Below are 20,293 nucleotides of genomic sequence, written 5' to 3' on the forward strand. Positions count from 1 at the left end.
AAAATTCCCAACCGATTTATCTCAATTGGGAAAAGTTCTATTATTTACCATATTCATCTTTCATCCAGTCGTAAGGTGCTCTGGCGACCCATTGACCACGCGTAAAATCCGGGAATTCCTGAGGTTCTCCATTATTCTCTATAGACGCCTCTGATAGCGGGGTTATGGCACTCCAGGCCGCAGCATCATAAGCATCGATAGGAGGAGCCACATTTGCTAATGCCGACTCAACAAAGGATTTCATCACAAAATAATCCATCCCTCCGTGACCGGCGCCGGTAGCTTCTTCTCCATACTTTTGCCATATTGGATGATCATACTTTTTAAGCCATTCGGCAGAATTATCCCACTGGTGTGGTTCCGATTGTCCTTCCACATAGATACGGTCACCGTCTTTTTCCCAAAGTCCGTTTGCTCCCTGCACTCTAAAGCCCAATGAATATGGACGTGGTAGATTGGTATCGTGTGTAACTATTATTGTCTCCCCATTGGCACATTCAATCATAGAGGTTATCACATCTCCCTGTTTAAATTTGATTTTAGCATTGGGATGATCTTCCCCGCCATGATCCACCACATATTTATGCAATCCTACGGCTTTTGTAGCATTTGCGGTCATGCTGGTAAAGCGGTTTCCCCTGTTAATATCGGCCATTGCAGCGATGGGGCCAACCCCATGCGTAGGATAGGTATCTCCATTTCGTAAAACAGAATGTTTTGTTCTCCAACGTGCTTCTGAAAGCCCTTTTTCACCAAATTCAACACCACCGCCATAGGGTTGCTCGCCATTATTAAATTTTACTTCTCTTAAATCGTGTTGATATCCACAACGATAATGAAGCATTTCACCAAATACATTTTGCTTAACCATATGGAGTACTGCCATCACATCTCTTCTAAAATTTACATTCTCCAAAAACATCATATGGGTACCAGTAGCCTCGTGTGTATTTACTAAATCCCAACATTCTTCTATAGTTTGAGAAGCCGAAACTTCAAGTCCGGCATAAACCCCTGCTTTCATTGCGGCTACAGCCATTTTGGTATGCCATAACCAGGGTGTCGCAATTATGACTGCGTCTACATCGGGAGCATCCAAAAGGTTAAGATAATCATTCTCGTCTTTACCAAAAATCATCGGTTTTTTACGCCCGTCTTTTTTAAGTAGTTCCAGAGCAATATCGATACGTTTAGGATCGATATCACAAATTGCGGTAATCTCAGTATCCTTACGGTGAACTGCATTGTTAAGATGATTGGTTCCTCTTAGCCCAACACCTATAAACGCTATTTTTAAACGATCTGTTGCCGGTTTAGGATTAAAAGGAAATACCAGGTTTGGTGCAAGGCTAATCCCTGCCCCTATTACTGCCGATCTCTTGATAAAATTTCTTCTTGACTTCATTCCTTAATATTTTAAAAAAATAGATGTTTAGTTGTTTATGATTTCATCAAATTGATTTAAATCAATACTTGGTTCCTTATAACTTGGGACTCTTTTAAAAACAGTTCCAGGTGTAACTTCAGAATTAAAAAAACCACAATTCTTTAGATAGAAGCCATAGTCTTCACTCCCACCTCCATAATCCAATCTTCTACCTGCTTTTGCAGTAGCATCTACCGTAAAGGTGGCTTCAGTGATCTCTGTCCAGGCCCCATTAGTATCATAAACCCATTGGTTTTTATAAAAAGCTTTACGTTCCTGATTACCTGTATTAGGGTTGAAGTTTTCTAAGAAAGAATAAAAACCTTTTAAATAACTACTGGTCTGCGGCCTTCTAAAAGAAGCGATAAGCTGCCATTCTCCTAATTCTGGTGCATAAAAATATGCGGTATAGTCTGAAGACCCCTTTACCGAAGGTTCTCCTTTAAGCAAGAATTTATAGGTACTTCCTGTACGCCAGTCGTATACCAAATGGCTATGGCCACCAGAACCTTCATTTCCAAACTCCCCGGCATTTACAGCTTCTCCCTTTTTTAAAAGAATTATACGCTGATCTTCGGGAATTTGTGAAGGATCATCGGTTACATAAGGGCTCCATACCGAAAAAATTACTCTACGCTCTTTTTCGCTGTTTACCTGAATGCCAAAATATCCATAATTAAAACCATCGGCCGTAAAATAAGAACCTATTTTATCCTGCCCTTGCGGAACTTCTATTTCACTATAGAAATAAAGTAACTCCTTGTCTTCTGGAATGGTAAAATTTAAATGATCCGAAGGACCACGACGTCCAAAATAAAAGTTTTCGCTCTCTTTTATAAAAGTTACCTCAGAGGAAGCAACACTTCCTCCCAATAAAATTTCCTGTACGTCTGCAACATAATTACCTGTTTTGTGCTTTGCCTTTAGTTCTAAAGTGTGATAACCCGAAGCTACCTCTTCAAACTCAGCAACCCCAATATCTTTATAGGTAGCGTTGGATAATTTTAATTCCCGCACATTCCCATCTAAAAGCACCTGAATATCTGTTAGACCTTCGGGAACTTTAACAGATAAGCCTATCTGTAAATTTCCACTTTGCGAGGTAGCGAAATAAGTTTGGAGAATATCATCTGTAGATGTCCAATTATGAATTCCGGTATCAAAAACCAGAGCCTTCGTTTTCTCAGGACTATTTTTTATCCAGGAATTCCCTCCGGCAGGAATACGGGTGGTAAAATTATATACAATTTCTTCATAATCTTTATTTTCCTTATCGCTTTGATTACAGCTAAACACAAGAAAACTAAGGATTAAACAATAAAGGCTGTTAAATGAAAAAATCTGTTTATGCCTATAAAAATCAGTCATTTTGTATCAAACTTGGTTGAACATTTATTTGCGCTTCCGGGATATACTCAATAACCCGATTAGCGCTGGCCGGAATTTCAAAACGAGGATTGTTTCCATTTAAATGTGTACCGGGGTAGCGTCTGTTCATTGTTCGTCCATTACGAAAAACATCAAATTTACGATGGCCTTCATAAGCAAGTTCCATCCTGCGCTCTTGTAAAACCACATCCAGAATATTCATCCCGTCAGGAAAGTTAGATACATCATCATAGGCTGCTATGCCTGCCCGGGTACGTATCACATTTACATCATCCAGTGCATTCCCAACCTGATTCAATTTCGCATATGCTTCAGCTCGGTTTAAGTACATCTCTGCTAAACGCGATACTACCGGAGACCATAATTGAGGTACGTCATCCTGCAATGAACATTTCAGAATAAAAAATTTAGGATACCCATTACGTTTTACCATGTCGTAATCCTTAATTACATATTGCTTACTACCAGATGTTGTGGTATAAAAATAAAGTGTTTGCGACCCGTTTTCTTCATCAGAAACTAAATAATCTGTTCCATTGTCTGAAAAATAAGTCTTACCTCCCTGCTCAAAAGTTCTTTTAAATACATATTGATAATTTTCATTTATCCAATACACTACTGGAATTCGATCTCCATTATCATCAGTAAGATATTGCGGATCAATAAATTCTAATCTTTTATCTGAAGGATTTTTTCGTAACAGGTTAAGAAAATCACTTGATGCATACATTTCTCCCCATCCGCTGCCAAGTATATTTGCATAAAGTGACCCCACTGTATAATATCCATGATTATAATCTGATTCTTCTAAGAATTTGAAACAAAAAATAGTTTCGGGATTATCATCTGGATTGAGCCTGGTATAATCAGGAAGTTGATCTGTAGAAAGCAAATTATATCTACCCGAAGAAATCACTTTATTGGCGTATTCAATAGATTTTTGATTTTCTTCCATATACAAATACACTCTGGACAACAGCGCCTGAGCTGCTTCCTTTGTGGCATAGCTATTAGATTTATTTACACTCATTAAAGATTCAGCCTTTAACAGATCGGCCAACACCTGATCGTATACCTCCCCTACGGTGTTTCGATCTGGTAGATCATCTATTTGCGAGCTCAATTTTAAAGGTACCCCTAAATTATCCCGTCCCTGGTTATAAGGTCTTCCAAAAACATTTACCAGTTCAAAATAGGCATAAGCTCTTAAATAATAATTTTCTCCAATGAGCTGATCTGTTTCTTCAGACTCTCCTTCAGTAGTCAGCGCTATCATTTTATTACATCCCACAATAGCCTGATATCCTGAGGTCCAAAAATTATTTACACGACCGCTAGTTGCTAAATTATTGTAATTATACGTAAAAAATAATGCATCTGTTGTAGTACCACTCAAGGCAACGTTATCCCCCGGGTATTCTGCTATTCGATGAAATTGAGAAGCAAAGCCATTTCCGTCGGCATCACCTTTTAAAATGGCATAATTTCCCAGCGTTGCTGCGGCTATTCCTCCCTCTCCGGATAATAATTCTTCTGAGGCAATTGAATCGTAGGGAAATCTTTCAACCTCACAACTCATAAGAGTCAGACTGATGAATAGAAGTATTAGTATATTTTTCATTTTATTGGTTTTTTAGATTAAAATGACACGTTTAGTCCAAAGGCTAAACGTTTTGAAACTGGATACTGGGAACTAGCATAGCCATCGATCCCTACTTCAGGATCTGTACCTGAAAAATCTGTAAGGGTAAGCAAATTATCTCCGGTGATATACAGCTCAAAACTGCCCAGTTTGAGATTGTTTAACCATACTTTTGGAAAGCTATATCCCAAACGGATGTTTCGCATTCTTAAGTAACTTGCGTCCTCAAGATATCTCGAAGAGGTTTTGTTAGAAAGGTTATTCCCTCCATAAAGTGCCTGAGGATGAGTAGCCATATCGCCAGGCTCTTCCCATCTGCTCCAGCCGTCTTGTAACACTTGTTGGTTATAGGTTGGGTAGGCACCATCTGCATCATACAATTCCCTACTCGAGTGATAAATGTAGCCTCCTTTTGAGAAATTGAAGTTGGCGCTAAGGGAAAAACCTTTATAATGCATCATTGAACTAAAACCGCCATAAAAATCGGGAGTAGATGTTCCTACGATCTGTTTGGTTGCTGCATTATAGTCTGTAGTTTCGCTGCGCTCGCCGTTCTCTGGGTCTACTACCTCCCAAAGTGGGCTACCCGTATCTGGATCTACTCCCAGCCATTTACGCATAAACCAGGTATTATAGTCCTCTCCTACTCTAGATAACTTAGTGCCCCGATCTATATCTGCATCTTCAAATAACTCGGTTACCTCATTGCTGTTTGTTCCAATATTCCCGGTAAGTGTCCAACCAAATCCATTTTGAGTATGGGGAAAAATAGTTACTGAAAGATTGGCTTCAAAACCTTTATTCTCCACCCCTCCAATATTTTCATAATAGCCATTATACCCGCTGGTTGATGGCAGACTCACATAGTATAGTAAATCTGAGGTATCTTTATTATAATACTCCAACGACAAAGCTATCCGGTCATAGAATCGCGTATCTATACCAATATTGGTTTGATAAGATATTTCCCAGGCTAAGTCATCATTACCATATTGATATGGTGAAGGAGCAGCAAGACCGTTATAGGTACTCTGCAGACTGTATAAATCGTATTGAGGATATAATGCTGCAGGCCTGTTACCTACCGCACCATAACTGGCTCTAAGTTTTAATTGATCGATAGTTTCGACATTAAAAAAGCTTTCATTATGAATATTCCATCCCAGGCTTCCAGAATAAAAGGTTCCATATTGATTATCCTTACCAAAATTTGAAGCTCCGTCTCTACGTACAGAAAATTGGGCTAAGTATCGATTGTCATACCCGTAGTCTGCATTAAATAATACCGATTGAAGAGCTGAATCATTGGTTGTTCCGGATACCGCTCCTGGAGTTGCGGCATTGTCAAGAATACTGGTACCCGAGACGATTCCATAACCGGTTGCACCATTAGACGCGTATTTATAATCCTGATATTCATAAGCCAGAAGCGTGTTAAGTCGATGAGCCCCAAAGTCCTTTGAATACTTGAGCATTTGATTGGTGAAGTTGGTAATACGTTTGTTACTATATTTATACAACTGACCATTATTAGCAAGACCGGCCGTAGATTTTGGATCTGTATAACTCATACCATCGGCATAGTAAAATGTCACACTATTTGTTGAAATGAACTTGAGATCAGGCAGGATCTGGTATTCCAAATCCATATTTGAAAACAGGTTAAATTCTCTACTATTACTATAGTCAAATTGTAGATTGTACAGATAGTTAGCATTATCCCGGCCATACCAAACCTGTGCGTTTTGCAAATTCTGTGGATTGATAATCTCGCCTTCCTCATCTGTAGGAAGATCCCATGGCATATAGGTATATAAGGCGTATAGCGAATGTTGTCTATTGTTGCGTTTATTGTAATTTACCGCTACTTTTGGTTTTAAGGTAAGTTTATCTCCCACCTTATAGTCATGATTAAGACGTGCACTTACCCGATCATATTTATAGCCCTTTAGTGTGCCGGTTTCATTATAATATCCTAATGATAAAAATGTTTTTGATTTGTCATTTCCTCCCGTAAAACTTAGATTGTGATCCTGAATCACACCGGTTTGTGTCCCATTTTCAAACCAGTCGTAGTCATTCGTTAGCACGCCCTCGTCTACTCCTTCGGGAATGCTGTTAGGATTACCAAAAGACTGGTAGTAATCATACAACTGCCTGGAATTCATCGTTTCAAAATTGCCATTATTGAAATAACTATACCCTAGCCTTGAAGAAACTCTAAGCGTATTTTGATCAAGCCTGGCTTGTTTTGTAGTAACCACCACTACCCCATTTGCTCCTCGAGAACCATACAATGCTGTCGCTGAAGCATCTTTTAATACCGAAATACTTTCTACCTCATTTGGGTTTAGGTTGGGCGTGCCGTGAACAATTACGCCATCAACCACCCATAATGGATTAGTACCTCCATTTATAGAAGTAAGTCCCCGAATACGTAATGAAGGCAAGGATCCTGGTTGCCCTGACCCCTGAACCACCTGAACTCCGGCAGCTTTACCCTGTAACATGGTTGAAACATCTGAAGTAGTGACATCCGTAAGTTCATCTGATGTCACTTCAGAAACAGCCGAAGTTATACTTGATTTCTTTTGCTCGGTATATCCTACTACAAGGATCTCATCAAGTTCTGAAGTAGATGGCTGCAGACTTACATTAATAATACGATCATTAGAAATAGTAACTTCTTTGGGAGAAAAGCCGAGATAACTGAACACCAGTACCTCACCAACATCTCCCATTATGTTATAATTTCCATCAAAATCGGTCACCGCCCCTATAGAAGTGCCCTTAACTTGGACAGTAACTCCGGGAATTGGTGATCCTGAATCTGAATCGGTCACCACACCCGTTATTTCGTTTTGCGAGAAGGCAGCACCTACTAGAAACAAAGCGAAAAACAAATTGCTTAAAAGTTTAATCATAATTTACGCTGTTTAATTGATTGAGTGATTTTGTACATCATGTTATCTGAGGCTTATAGTTGTTTTAATTCTTAAATTTCATTAGCTGGGTGTAGATATCTAGACAAAAGTTTTTCCATATGAGCTTATAAAAACGGGAAAGGCCAATAGTTTGATTTTTCTCTGCCTATATCCGTATAAGAAATTTAGAAATCACTTTAGGAGCAAGACAATTAAAAGTGTTCTCGAGCACACTTTTAATTAAAAAATTTTATTTAGATCTAAAGCATCAATAGTATTTGTATTTATACCATAAGAATATCATTTTGATTGTGGATTTGGCGATTTGTTCCGCTCTATTTTTAAAACTTAAATCGGAGTCCGTCCATAACAGATAAACTTATTCTCCAATTTAAAAAAGCTATGCTAGCTTCTTTTATTTGTTAATATTTTACTAATCTAATAAATTAATATTAATTATGTGTTCGAGCACATAATTAATTTATGTTAAAGTTTAATTTTTTAATAGGTTCGAATACAAAGCATTTTTCGTCATGTTTGAAAACATAATTTTTCTACATATATCTATACATGAAAAATCGTAAAAAATGTTAATACTATTTTTTTCAAAAAGATTTTTAAACTATAATTACCCATCATTAGGCTTAATTACAGAGTTCTATAATCGTTTTGATTTCAATATAGATTTGCTAAGTTTTAGGATATCTGGGTATTGATCTTCAAAGCTTTCGATAAGTTTAAACTGGTTTTTTGCACGATCGAGATTGTGCTCAGCATAAGAAGTTTTGTAGTACACATCACCTGCCAGATAATCAGTCAAAAATCGTAATCCCATGATAAAGATTATCGTTTTTGCCCCTAATGGTAAAAATTCGATTTCTAAATCTGATAATGAGTGCTGTAATTCCTCTAAAAAGCCCTTAAGGTAGGCCTCATAATATTTCACATTGAATTTGACCAGGCTCAAATCCTTCTCATCTTCTTCCGCGGTATTACAGATCGTTCTAATGGCATCACCAAAATCATTATGAACGATACCGGGCATTACTGTATCGGTATCAATAACACACAAACCTTTATTATTTCTATCGAAAAGGGCATTAGAAATTTTGGTATCATTATGTGTTACCCTAGTAGGTATTTTACCTTCATCTTTTAATTGCTGTAAAATTACCATTTCTGTCTGCAATGAATGCACACATTCGATTTGCGAAACTGCCTTTTCTAAGCGTTCCGTACAAGCCTTATCTCTTGCTTTTTCAAATTGTATTAATCTTTTAGGAACATCGTGAAAGCCAGGAATAATTTCTACTAGCTGGCCGGCATCAAAATCGCTGGTCTGACTAATAAATTTACCGAATAACTTTCCTCCCTCGTAGGCAATTTCTTTATCGGTAACGGTATCGTAAGAAATACTGTCTTTGATGTAATATGTTAAATTCCAATAATTATCAAAAGCATCCTGATAAAAATAAGCCCCTTTCCGTGTTGGCAGAAAAGTAAGCACATGTCTATATTTTTCTTTGGCAGTGAGTTTTGGAAATTGACTAGCCAGGTGTTTACTAATTTTTACTTTGTTATTGACCAGTGCCGGAACATTATGAAATACTTCATCATTAATACGCTGCAATACAAAATTGTGAGCTCCAGAAGTACCGATAAAGTACGTATCATTAATATGACCACTAGAAAATTCCTGTATTTCTTCAATGGTACAGTTGTGGTTAAAAGCATTAAAAACCGAAGCTATTAACTCCTTTTTATTTAATCCCATAATTGTACCGGATAAATTTCTTTTTCTTTTAATTTTTTAATTTCTTTTAATTTTTTAATTTCTTTCTCTGCGATGATTTTATCCTCTTTGTAAGTCACTCCAAACCACTTCTCAGAAGTGCTTAATACTTCTACCTTTACATTATCAGATTGTAACATTTCGTTGACTACGGTAGGAATAAAAATTCAGCTTTTATATTGCCACTACTTCGTTCAAGAAAGTTATAAAAAAGCTCCCATCCAAATTCAAAGCATTTTGGTGTGAAACCCCAAAAATTCATAGACACGAAAGTATTTGGATCAATTGGCTCTAGCAAGCCTTCTTCAGTTTTTACAAGAATGCCTTCTCCACTCTTTTCAATGTGTGTACGTTCGGTGACCTCTTCCAGATACCCCGATTTCGAAACTTTACACTCCCCCCTAGAAACATATCCATGATCTGAAACCGTATTTTTAAGCTGAAAAGCAACCATCTTAAAATTATAAGAATCGCTACTTTCCTTATTAAGTGCATTTGCCATCGTGATAAACGATTGGCGCCCATAAAAATCATCTGCATTAATAATTGCAAAGTTTTCTTTGACCACATCTTTTGCTAAAAGTAATGCGTGTCCCGTACCCCAGGGTTTGGTGCGGTTTGGGTCTACGTATTCATCGGGCACGCGATCTAATTCCTGAAAGACATAATCTACTGCTGCTTTACCTCGTAATTTAGGCTCAAAAACCTCTTTAAACTCGGCTAATAAATTTTCCCGAATAATAAACACGACCTTCTTAAATCCCGCCTGGATAGCATCGTAAATAGAAAAATCAATGATGGTATCCCCCTGCGGAGAAAAAGTATCTAATTGTTTTAAACCTCCATATCGACTACCTATTCCGGCAGCGAGTATAACTAATGTAGGTCCTTTTGCTTCTTGTATTTCAGTTGACATAGACATGTTTTTTCAGAGATTTGTGTAGTGTATGAATGGTTTTTCCATCTGCAAGATCCCAATAATTTATTCTTTCTTATAATCTCAGTTAATCGACTACTATTAATAAATTGAAAATCAATATTTTGTAATCTACAACAATTATTTCCGGAAGATATTTTTGTTAATATCCGGTACAATTTATCTAAAATCAATGTAAAAAGAAAGGATTTTTAAAAAAAATGTGCTCGAACACACACGTTAACATCATCCAGCATGATTCAGATAGTTAATTCATATAGATTAGTATATTTGTGTTAATGAAAAAAAATTACACCATTAAAGATATTGCAGAGTTAGCTGGCGTATCTAAAGGCACTGTAGATCGTGTAATTCATAAACGCGGAAAAGTATCTTCTAAAGCATTAGAGCAGGTTAATAAAGTTCTTGATCAAATTGAGTATAAACCTAACCCTATTGCGAAAAGCCTAAAAAACAATAAAGTTTATAATATTGCTATATTGTTACCAGATGCGGATAACGATCCCTATTGGCTCCCCTGCTATGATGCGATAAAGCAGATCGAAAATGAATTTAGTCATTTTGGAATTAAAATAAAAAAAGGAATATTTAATCCCCAATCAACTGAATCATTTACTAAATCGGCAGAAATTATCCTTGCAGAAAAGCCGGATGCTATATTAATGGTGCCTTTATTCTATAAAGAAGCAAAGGATTTCGCTAAAAATTGTGTGGATGCCAATATTAAGATGGCAACATTTAATAATTATATAAAAGATCAGAAAATTGATCTGCAAATTGGTCAGGATTTATTTCAAAGTGGACGCGTAGCTGCTAAGCTTTTTAATATGCTATTAGGTACAAAAGCTTCTTTAGCTATTCTACATATTGATGAAGCTTTTCAAAATGCATCCCACATGCAGGAAAAAGAACTTGGTTTTAAAACCTATTATTTACAAAAAGAATTAGATTACGATATTAGCGTATATAATTTAAAAAAAGAGGCTAAAATTCCTTTTAAAAAAACCATTGATCATTTTCTAAAATCTATAACTCCCGTTGATGGGTTGTTTGTCACTACATCAAAGGCTTACCTTTTAGCTAATTGTATGACGGAAAGCTTTTCTAAACCGTTAATCATAGGTTATGATCTTGTAGCAGAAAATATCGATCATTTAGCACATGATAAAATTGCATTTTTAATTCACCAGGACCCCAAGAAACAGGTATACCTAAGCTTAACTAAGCTCATTGAATATTTTTTATTTGGCAAACCCCTGCAGGAATCCTTAAGTCTTCCTATCGATATCATAAATAGTGAAAATTACCCACAGTACTTAAAGTAATATTAAATAAATATACCGGAATGGATCAAACAGATGCAAAACTTCTTTGCTGATCCCAGAAGTATGAACACCTATTTCAATTATGAAGATTATCCGAAGGAATGATTAAAACTTTTTATTCGCTATATCCTTGATCATTTGCTCTGATGGAGTTTGGGTAGCAGTGATAATTCTATATCTGGTTTTAAACGTTTCAGATGGCTTTAGATCAAAGCCTTTTTTAACCACAGGTGTAAAACAAAAATAAGGAAAATCGGGATGCACTCTAAGATAATCAGGATATTCAGGATTAGTAGACAATGGAATAACTATAAGATTCATAGCTGTTTTGCCAATTCGGCCGTACATAAGCACCCAGTCTGGAATGCTATGATTGGCATCTAAACGAGATTGATGAAAATTGGTTGTGACCTTAAAATCGACATCTGTATCCTCAGTTTGTAATGTGTTTTCTTCCCTGTACCACTCATCTCTTCCTCGAAAAGCCAAACCACCATAGTGATATTTCAATATTTGTAAATTTGAGGAAGAAATATTCTTTTGTTCTATTGTAATATCCCATATAAATGGAGCTGTAGAATTGTATACTTTTAGTGTCCAAATCTCTTCTAATACAGGGATTGTATCGCCAGCTATAAAGGCTAAATGTTGTTGCTTTGTTTTTAATTGTCCATATTTCCTTTCAGACAAAACTTCTAAAATTTCTTTAAAAACTACAGTCCCTGTTTTCTCCTGTTGATTCCAGAAATCTATTTTCTCATTTCTAAATTTTGTATTCACCCAGGCACTAAACATGCCATGATGATGTGTATGCTTTTCGGGAAATCCTTCTGTTATCACTGCCCCATCTGGAGAATATAGCGGATGAATAAAACCGCTCCTTTTATAATACTCCATAGTATTATCCGGCATCTGAGTTTTGTAGTTATATTGAAAAACAGGTTTGTTTTTGATTTTGGCAATAATAGCACTTCCATCATCTTCAAATACTACAGCACTATGATCAAATTCCCCCTCTTGTGCATATACACCTACCTGCAAAAAAAATATAGAAATAAGGATATAATAGACTTTATACAATTCCATTGTTGAAACCTCTTTTTTAGATCTTAAATCTATTGATTATATGCTTCAAATGCTAAACCTCACAATACATATCGGTCTATTATCTTAATAATACAATCCCACTATGAAAATTGCTACCAATAAGCTCCTTTCTTTTACTGAATCATAAATAAATGTCAATCTTTAATCGGTTACTAGAATTTTAATATTTTTTTTGCTTATTTTGTCGATATTATCCTAGCCTCAAAATTTAACTTATTTATTTAGATCTCTACACTTTATGAATACAACTGTGCAAAAGCCTTCGAGATACCCTATGATCTCTTATGAAGAAGCTTCGGAAGATGTTAAAGCTATTTATGATGATACAAAGAAAACATTACAACTTCCCTTCGTACTAAACTGGTTTAAATGTCAGGGCAGTAATGCTATATTACTGGAAGGAAACTGGAATAAATTAAAAAACACCCTGATAAAAGGTAATGTGCCAAACGTATTAAAACAATTAATTATTTATAACGTATCAAAGTCGAGAGGTTGTAATTATTGTTCGCATGCGCACGGAATATTTGCGGATAGCATGAGCTCTATGATTTCTGAAGAAGAAGGCTTTAAAGCAACAGAGCATATTGATTCTCCATCTATGCCAGCCAGCTATAGAAAAGCCGTTAACGTTGTAACTAAAGCCGCATTACAGCACAGCGAAATTTCGGATGAAGATTTTGCTGAACTTGAAGCAGTGGGTTTCTCCAATGCAGAAATTCAGGAACTGATGGCTCAGGCCGATTTAGTAAACATGCTAAATACGATTGCAGATGTTTCTGGTATTAAAATAGACAACGAACTTTTAGAGACTCCCGAGTAAACAAAGAGTCTATCTTAAAATGTCACCAATTCAAAATAACGCATCTCAATTATATAGAATAACTTACGAAGCTTATTCTAAATTTGCGAATGGTATTAATAGATGTAGTAATTTTCAGGAAATTGGAAAAGTTGCAGAAAAGCATTTAAAATATATTTTTAATTTCCATGTCATCAAACTAATTATCGAAAAGGATAATAAGTTTATGGAGTATTCTTTATGCGGCAATAATATTTGGTTTGGGCAGAAAAGTCTGGCAGACTTAAACAATGAGGAACTCAATTTATTTAAAACTGGTATTCCTATAAGAACAGCTCACATCCCAGAAAATATAGCTCAGGGAAAATTGGATATTTCTAAACTTAAAAATCCCTATTTATGGTCGTGGTTATTTAATAAGGACGACCATAAAATGATAGTATCCCTGGTGGCAGATGAAGAAAGAGTTTTTAACAGTAGGGATATAGAAATTTTAAAACTTGCCGCAGACTGTTTTGATGCTAAATTTAAAGAGTTAAACCTAAAACGGGAAATAGCGAAAAAAAACAGGATTTTACAAGGAGCGCTTACGACGATTCAGAATAAAAATGAGGAAATTTATAAAATTAATAGAAATCAAAAAGAGACCATTAAAAAGAGAACAGAAGAAATTGTAAAGAAAAATGAAAAACTTTTAAAAATTTCAGTTCTTAACGCCCATAACATAAAAGAGCCCTTATCCCGTATCCAGGGGATTATTGAATTGTTTGACCTTATGGATGATGAAAGTTGCCGGCAAGAGCTATTACCACGATTAAAATCATCGGTCAATGAAATGGATGAAATTGTAAGAGAAGTTATCGATATGGCTTCCCGGGAATTAATTGAACTAAAAGTTAAAATAGATGACCCCAATCATTTTAGTAGATGATCAACCTATCGCTAATTTTATTACCAAAAAATTATTGGAAATAGAAGGCTATAAGGATAATGTTAAAGATTATACCGATGCCCTAATTGCTCTGGAACTTGCAAAATCTGAATCGGAAGCTATTATTTTTTTAGACCTAAATATGCCTGTTATGTCGGGATGGGATTTTTTAGAAGAAATGAAAAAATTGGGACTATCACATAAAACGATTATCCTATCCTCCAGTACTAGCAAACTTGATATAGAAAAAGCAAAACAATATCCCTGCGTTGTCGAATATATTGTAAAGCCACTAAATAAGATTAAATTATCTAAAATATCCCCTTATCTAAAGACTGGATAAATTTTTTTAAAAATAAATACCAAAGCCACAAAGTTAAGATGATACCTTTGTGGCTTTTATTTTTTATATGAATAACAATCAGGAAGAATTACTTAAACTGGCTTATACCAAAATGCCCTTTGGTAAATATAAAGACTGGTATTTATCAGATATTCCGGAGCCCTATTATGTTTGGTTTAATAAGAAAGGATTTCCGGCAGGGAAACTAGGTGCACAATTAAGACAGGTTCACGAACTTAAAATCAACGGAATGGAAATATTACTGAAAGAAATAAGAAAAAGATATCCTAAGCCTTATTAAGTATTCTATTTACTTCTAAGGCTAACTTACCGCTTAGCTTTTAACATACTTAAAGAAACCTTAAATATTAGCATTTAAAATTAGCTGCTTTTTCTATTCTTCTTCGTAATTTAGCGCCCTGAATAATTGGAACGCTTCAAACACTATTAAAAAAATGGCCGAAACCAAGTATATATTTGTTACCGGTGGCGTTTCCTCTTCTTTAGGAAAAGGGATAATCGCCGCCTCATTAGCAAAATTATTACAAGCCCGTGGCTTTAGAACCACTATTCAGAAATTAGATCCTTACATTAATGTAGATCCAGGAACTTTAAATCCATATGAGCATGGCGAATGTTATGTGACCGAAGATGGCGCTGAAACAGATCTGGATCTAGGTCATTATGAGCGTTTTCTTAATGTAAATACTTCTCAGGCAAACAATGTGACTACTGGTAGGATTTACCAGAGCGTCATTGAAAAAGAACGCCGTGGTGAATTCCTTGGAAAAACAGTACAGGTAGTACCGCATATTACGAACGAGATCAAAGAACGTATTCAGATTCTTGGAAAGAAAAAAGAATACGACATCGTAATTACAGAAATTGGTGGTACGGTAGGAGATATTGAGTCTTTACCTTATATCGAAGCCGTTCGTCAACTTAAATGGGAATTGGGAGACGAAAATGCTTTGGTCATTCACCTTACCTTGGTACCCTTTCTATCTGCTGCCGGTGAACTTAAAACCAAGCCAACCCAACATAGCGTAAAAACCTTGATGGAAAGCGGACTAAAAGCTGATATCCTGGTGTGTAGAACAGAACATGAATTATCAGACGATATTCGAAGAAAACTAGCTATTTTTTGTAATGTTAGGCAGGAGGCTGTAATCCAGTCTATAGACGCTCCTACTATTTACGATGTCCCCAATTTAATGCTTAAGGAAGGTTTAGATACGGTAACCCTGAAGAAGTTAGACTTACCCGATGAAACCACACCAAATTTAGAGCAGTGGAATAAATTCTTAGATCGCCATAAAAACCCGAAAGCCGAAATTAGAATTGGCCTTATTGGAAAATACGTAGAACTTCAGGATTCTTATAAATCTATCTTAGAAGCCTTTATACATGCAGGCGCAGAGAATGAAGTAAAAGTAATCGTTGAGAGTATCCACTCAGAGTTTATAAATGAGAATACCATCAAAAATAAAATTTCTCACCTAGATGGAGTTTTAGTAGCACCGGGATTTGGGGAGCGTGGAATCGAAGGTAAAATTGATGCCGTTCAGTTTGCGAGAGAAAATAAATTACCATTCCTTGGGATTTGCCTGGGAATGCAAATGGCAGTTATTGAATTTGCCAGAAATGTACTTCAGTTAAAGGGTGCCAATTCTACAGAGATGGATGAGGCTACCAAACATCCCGTAATCGATATTATGGAAGCACAAAAAAACATTACCCATATGGGGGGAACAATGCGACTTGGTGCCTGGGATTGTCATTTAAAAGAAGGATCTACTATTTTCAATGTGTATGGCAAAGCCGATATAAAAGAAAGACATAGACATCGCTACGAGTATAACAATAAATACAAGGAACAACTCGAAAAAGCAGGAATGCTAAGTACAGGAATTAATCCTGAAACTGGTCTTGTTGAAGTGGTAGAGCTTAAAGACCATCCCTGGTTTGTAGGTGTACAATATCACCCGGAATATAAGAGTACCGTAGCCAGTCCTCATCCATTATTTGTGGCTTTTGTAAAGGCTGCTTACGAACACTCAAAAAATAAAGCATAATGCCAGTTTGGCATTAAATGAAATATTGGTCATTTTTTTGACTGAAAAATAGGACATCAAATAGAATCCCTATGTAGGGATTTAAGACTTTAGTAAATTTTAGAATGGAAGAAAAGAAGATTGATATTCAATCCATCATTGGATTTATTTTAATTGGCGGAATTTTAATCTGGATGTTGTATACCAATAGCCTGGAACAACCAAAGGAAGAAACCGGTACTCCCGCCACGACAGAACAGGTTACTACTCCTGCAAATGCTGATCAACAACTCGCAAATCAAAATAATACTACTGCTCCCGCAACCGACTCGGCAGCAATAGCCCAGGCGCAAAGTAGACTTGGTGCTTTTGGTTATTCCGCGACATTACCTTCGGCAGAAGATAAAACCACAGTACTAGAAAACGATGTGTTACGATTAGAAGTAGCAAATAAAGGAGGATATATCGAAGAAGCTGTTTTAAAAAATTATAAAACATACGATTCTATCCCTGTTTATTTAGTAAAAGATGGCAACGCAAAATTCAATCTTAATTTCACGACTACAGATGGAAGAACCTTAGATACTGAAAATCTATATTTTGAGCCAAGTATTTCTAAAAATGGTGAAGATCAGGTATTATCGATGAAGTTAAAGATTTCTGATAATGAATTCTTAGAATATCGTTATGCTATAAAACCTGGAGATTATATGATGGATTTCAATATCCGTTCCCAGGGACTTGCCAATACCTTTAACGCATCCCAACCTATTAATCTGGATTGGCAACTTAAAGGATACCGTCATTCCAAGAGTATTTCTTATGAAAATAAATACACCGTTTTAGGGTACGAATACGAAGGAGATAAGTATGATGACCTTGGACATGGGGAAGATGAAGAAACAGAAAAAGACGTGTCTTATATTGCCTATAAGCAACATTTCTTTAGTTCCATACTTTTAACAGATACACCGTTTAAAACCTCCAAACTTACTTCCCAAAATCTTGTGGAAGACGAAGAAATAGATACTGTATACACCAAAGCTTTTACCGCAAATATTCCTTTAGAGTTACAGGCGGGCGAGCTAAATTATAATATGAATTGGTATTACGGCCCTACAGATTACAAAATCCTGAAAGATTACGATCGCAATCTGGATGAGATTGTACCTCTAGGCTGGGGTATATTCGGATGGATCAATAAATATGTCTTTATCCCATTCTTTGCATTCTTAAGCAGTGTCCTACCAAGCTACGGGATCGCCATCATTGTAATGACCATTGTGGTTAGGATTGTGCTTTCACCGGTAACTTATAAGTCTTATTTATCTCAGGCCAAAATGAAAGTTTTACGTCCTGAAATTAATGAGATAAATGAGAAGTATAAGGATAATGCGATGAAAAAGCAACAGGAAACAATGAAGCTTTATAGCAAAGCCGGAGCTAGCCCCATGAGTGGTTGTTTACCAGCGCTAATGCAAATTCCTATATTCTATGCGCTTTTCCAATTCTTCCCAAGCGCATTTCAACTAAGACAAAAAAGTTTCCTTTGGGCAGACGATCTATCCAGTTATGATGTTATAGCAGAATTACCTTTCCATATCCCATTTTATGGAGAACATGTTAGTTTATTCCCAATATTGGCTTCTGTCGCAATATTTATTTACATGCAAATGACTACGGGACAAAGCATGCAGGCCAATCAACAACCGGGAATGCCTAACATGAAATTTTTAATGTACCTATCCCCTATCATGATGTTATTTTTCTTTAATAACTATGCCAGTGGATTATCTTTATACTACTTTACCTCTAACTTAATTACGATAGGAATAATGTTGGTAATTAAACATGTGATTGTTGATGAGGATAAAATCCATGCTAAAATTCAGGCTAATAAAGCAAAACCTAAAAAACAAAACAGGTTTACCAGAAAAATGCAGGAAATGATGGAGCAGGCTGAAGAGCAACAAAAACGTAACAAGAAATAATTTATACTGAACTTTTAAAAAAGGCTGTCTAAATGTAATTTTAGACAGCCTTTTTTTATGATTAAAGAACCCTATGAGTTATTAACCGTAACCTTTTTACGATTTCTAGACAAGCCGCTGGGGATTACATCTTTTTGGCGGCGCCAATAAAGCTGTGGTGATAAAATGATATTTCTTCTCTATTATAAAATTACCTTTCTCATCAAAATTTCTTTCTAGGCTCTATTGAATTTGCTTAAGATAAGCCACGGCTCACTGCCAGTAGTTACTTTATTCATACCGGCTAATATATTGCTCACCACTATTCTACATAATTTTACCAAGGGCTGATTTACGCAATATCATTGTCTACGATATAGCTCCTCGATACTATTCAAAGATTTATGATGGTGCTTTATAGGTTTGATGGTACCGAAAACTAGCTAAGGGCAAGTTTATGATATACAAATTAGGAAATTATTTTATTATTTGTAGGCATCACGATCTCTATTATCGAGTGAAAATAGGAGATAAATAAGCGGGAAATCCTACAGGGAAATCCAGCTCTTAAAATCTTAATCGAATACTATTGGATGTTATTTAAATCCTTAGTTTGAATGGCTTTTAAAGCCGTTCTTTTTAAGAATATTTTTTACTTAATATTTAAAAAATCATTTAATCTCATATTCCAAACGCATGGTAATACTTGCTGTTTTGCGCTTATCGGCGGTATTGTATGCACCACTCCAACTATAATCTTCACCACTGTTCTGGCCTGTAATCTGGAATACTCCCATATTTGCGCTTTTTAGCTCACCTAAAGTTCCTCCAGAGTTTTCTGCAATTTTTTCAGCTCTTACACGAGCATCCTCAGTGGCTTTAGAGATCATTTCAATCTTAAGATCGGCTAACTTGGTATAATAGTATCTGGGTGGTGTAGAATTAAACTGTACCCCTTTATTCAGTAATTCGGTAATTTCCCGTGATACACTCTCGATCAATTCAACATCGTTAGATTCTATCTTTACGCTTTGTGTAAGTTGATACCCTTTAAAAATACTCCCAACGTAATTTCCGTTTTGATATTTCTGTTCACGCTGTTCATCGGTTTGAACAGAATTAAAGACTATATTTTCTTCTTTAATCCCCTTCTCGATTAAATAGCTTTTAACCGTGTTTTTATCCCGGTTAAGCTGATTATAAGCGGTCTCAAGATTTTCGCTCATTTGGCTAAAACGACCTTCCCAAACAATAAGATCTGATGTGAAATTTTCGCTACCTGCACCGGTTACAGAAATAGTACCATCAGGATTCGCCCTATCTACATAAGAATTACCCAGAAACCAGGCCGCAATAACGATAGCAATGGAGAAAATAATTGCGCTTAAGTATTTCATAGTATCAATAAGTTATACTATAAAAATAATCATTTAAGTTCTAAGTTTTTTATAAAAGCTGAAAAATTATAGCCACAATTCCTATAACACAAATCACGGTCATTATATAATAAATAAGCTCTAAAACCGATCGGGACGGATGCAAGGAGTTCATATACTCCTCTTCTTGTTGGTGGTTCATGGATTGGGATTTTCGGATAAGTTAAATTCGGTTAAAACAAATAAAATGATAATTAAGCTAAAAACCAAGCGCT

General features: G+C 35.9%; 17 protein-coding genes. 7 read left to right on the plus strand and 10 right to left on the minus strand.

The genetic code is table 11. The features are described 5' to 3' along the window. Nucleotides 1–40: 40 nt before the first annotated feature. From ZPR_RS13735 to ZPR_RS13760, 7 genes are all read right to left on the minus strand, one after another. A complete protein-coding gene (locus tag ZPR_RS13735) occupies nucleotides 41–1,405 on the minus strand; it encodes a Gfo/Idh/MocA family protein (RefSeq protein ID WP_013072312.1) in 1,365 nt (454 codons plus the stop codon). A gap of 27 nt (nucleotides 1,406–1,432) precedes the next feature. Continuing rightward, entirely contained in the window at nucleotides 1,433–2,722 is a 1,290-nt protein-coding gene (locus tag ZPR_RS13740) for a DUF3472 domain-containing protein (RefSeq protein ID WP_013072313.1), read from the minus strand. A 64-nt stretch (nucleotides 2,723–2,786) separates the two neighbouring features. Further along, entirely contained in the window at nucleotides 2,787–4,436 is a 1,650-nt protein-coding gene (locus tag ZPR_RS13745; protein ID WP_041578943.1) for a RagB/SusD family nutrient uptake outer membrane protein, read from the minus strand. A gap of 17 nt (nucleotides 4,437–4,453) precedes the next feature. Further along, nucleotides 4,454–7,381, minus strand: coding sequence for a SusC/RagA family TonB-linked outer membrane protein (locus ZPR_RS13750; protein ID WP_013072315.1), 2,928 nt, complete (start codon nucleotides 7,379–7,381; stop codon nucleotides 4,454–4,456). Between the two features lie 658 nt (nucleotides 7,382–8,039). Then, complete coding sequence (locus ZPR_RS13755; RefSeq protein ID WP_013072316.1) at nucleotides 8,040–9,155, minus strand: phosphotransferase enzyme family protein; 1,116 nt, start codon at nucleotides 9,153–9,155, stop codon at nucleotides 8,040–8,042. Further along, nucleotides 9,146–9,313, minus strand: coding sequence for a hypothetical protein (locus ZPR_RS23715; protein WP_013072317.1), 168 nt, complete (start codon nucleotides 9,311–9,313; stop codon nucleotides 9,146–9,148). Before ZPR_RS23715 ends, ZPR_RS13755 begins: the two co-directional genes overlap by 10 nt. Nucleotides 9,314–9,321: 8 nt before the next feature. After that, on the minus strand, nucleotides 9,322–10,089 hold the full coding sequence (locus ZPR_RS13760) for a sugar phosphate nucleotidyltransferase (protein ID WP_013072318.1): 768 nt from the start codon (nucleotides 10,087–10,089) through the stop codon (nucleotides 9,322–9,324). 299 nt (nucleotides 10,090–10,388) lie between these two features. Here ZPR_RS13760 and ZPR_RS13765 point away from each other — a divergent pair, with 299 nt between their 5' ends. Further along, complete coding sequence (locus ZPR_RS13765; protein ID WP_041578944.1) at nucleotides 10,389–11,435, plus strand: substrate-binding domain-containing protein; 1,047 nt, start codon at nucleotides 10,389–10,391, stop codon at nucleotides 11,433–11,435. 105 nt (nucleotides 11,436–11,540) lie between these two features. Here the strand turns inward: ZPR_RS13765 and ZPR_RS13770 are convergent, their stop codons facing one another. Then, nucleotides 11,541–12,521, minus strand: coding sequence for a DUF6807 domain-containing protein (locus tag ZPR_RS13770; protein WP_013072320.1), 981 nt, complete (start codon nucleotides 12,519–12,521; stop codon nucleotides 11,541–11,543). A gap of 259 nt (nucleotides 12,522–12,780) precedes the next feature. Here ZPR_RS13770 and ZPR_RS13775 point away from each other — a divergent pair, with 259 nt between their 5' ends. The 6 genes from ZPR_RS13775 (at nucleotide 12,781) to yidC (ending at nucleotide 18,663) form a co-directional block, all read left to right on the plus strand. Further along, entirely contained in the window at nucleotides 12,781–13,365 is a 585-nt protein-coding gene (locus ZPR_RS13775; protein WP_041578945.1) for a carboxymuconolactone decarboxylase family protein, read from the plus strand. Nucleotides 13,366–13,384: 19 nt separating this feature from the next. Continuing rightward, nucleotides 13,385–14,275 carry a histidine kinase dimerization/phospho-acceptor domain-containing protein gene (locus ZPR_RS13780; RefSeq protein WP_013072322.1) on the plus strand — a complete coding sequence of 297 codons (891 nt, stop codon included), beginning with the start codon at nucleotides 13,385–13,387 and terminating at the stop codon, nucleotides 14,273–14,275. Next, on the plus strand, nucleotides 14,250–14,618 hold the full coding sequence (locus tag ZPR_RS13785; RefSeq protein ID WP_013072323.1) for a response regulator: 369 nt from the start codon (nucleotides 14,250–14,252) through the stop codon (nucleotides 14,616–14,618). Before ZPR_RS13780 ends, ZPR_RS13785 begins: the two co-directional genes overlap by 26 nt. Before the next feature lie 49 nt (nucleotides 14,619–14,667). Further along, complete coding sequence (locus tag ZPR_RS13790; protein WP_013072324.1) at nucleotides 14,668–14,919, plus strand: DUF3820 family protein; 252 nt, start codon at nucleotides 14,668–14,670, stop codon at nucleotides 14,917–14,919. Between the two features lie 154 nt (nucleotides 14,920–15,073). Continuing rightward, nucleotides 15,074–16,693 carry a CTP synthase gene (locus tag ZPR_RS13795; protein WP_013072325.1) on the plus strand — a complete coding sequence of 540 codons (1,620 nt, stop codon included), beginning with the start codon at nucleotides 15,074–15,076 and terminating at the stop codon, nucleotides 16,691–16,693. Nucleotides 16,694–16,797: 104 nt separating this feature from the next. After that, nucleotides 16,798–18,663 (plus strand): membrane protein insertase YidC, encoded by a 1,866-nt coding sequence (gene yidC / locus ZPR_RS13800; protein WP_013072326.1) that lies wholly within the window; start codon nucleotides 16,798–16,800, stop codon nucleotides 18,661–18,663. Nucleotides 18,664–19,313: 650 nt separating this feature from the next. On the opposite strand, the gene ZPR_RS13805 is transcribed toward yidC, so the two are convergent. Continuing rightward, entirely contained in the window at nucleotides 19,314–20,039 is a 726-nt protein-coding gene (locus ZPR_RS13805; protein WP_013072327.1) for an SIMPL domain-containing protein, read from the minus strand. 49 nt (nucleotides 20,040–20,088) lie between these two features. Next, nucleotides 20,089–20,220, minus strand: coding sequence for a hypothetical protein (locus tag ZPR_RS23875; RefSeq protein ID WP_013072328.1), 132 nt, complete (start codon nucleotides 20,218–20,220; stop codon nucleotides 20,089–20,091). Nucleotides 20,221–20,293: the final 73 nt, after the last annotated feature.

Origin of the sequence: Zunongwangia profunda SM-A87, assembly GCF_000023465.1 — a bacterium.
Classification (GTDB): domain Bacteria; phylum Bacteroidota; class Bacteroidia; order Flavobacteriales; family Flavobacteriaceae; genus Zunongwangia; species Zunongwangia profunda.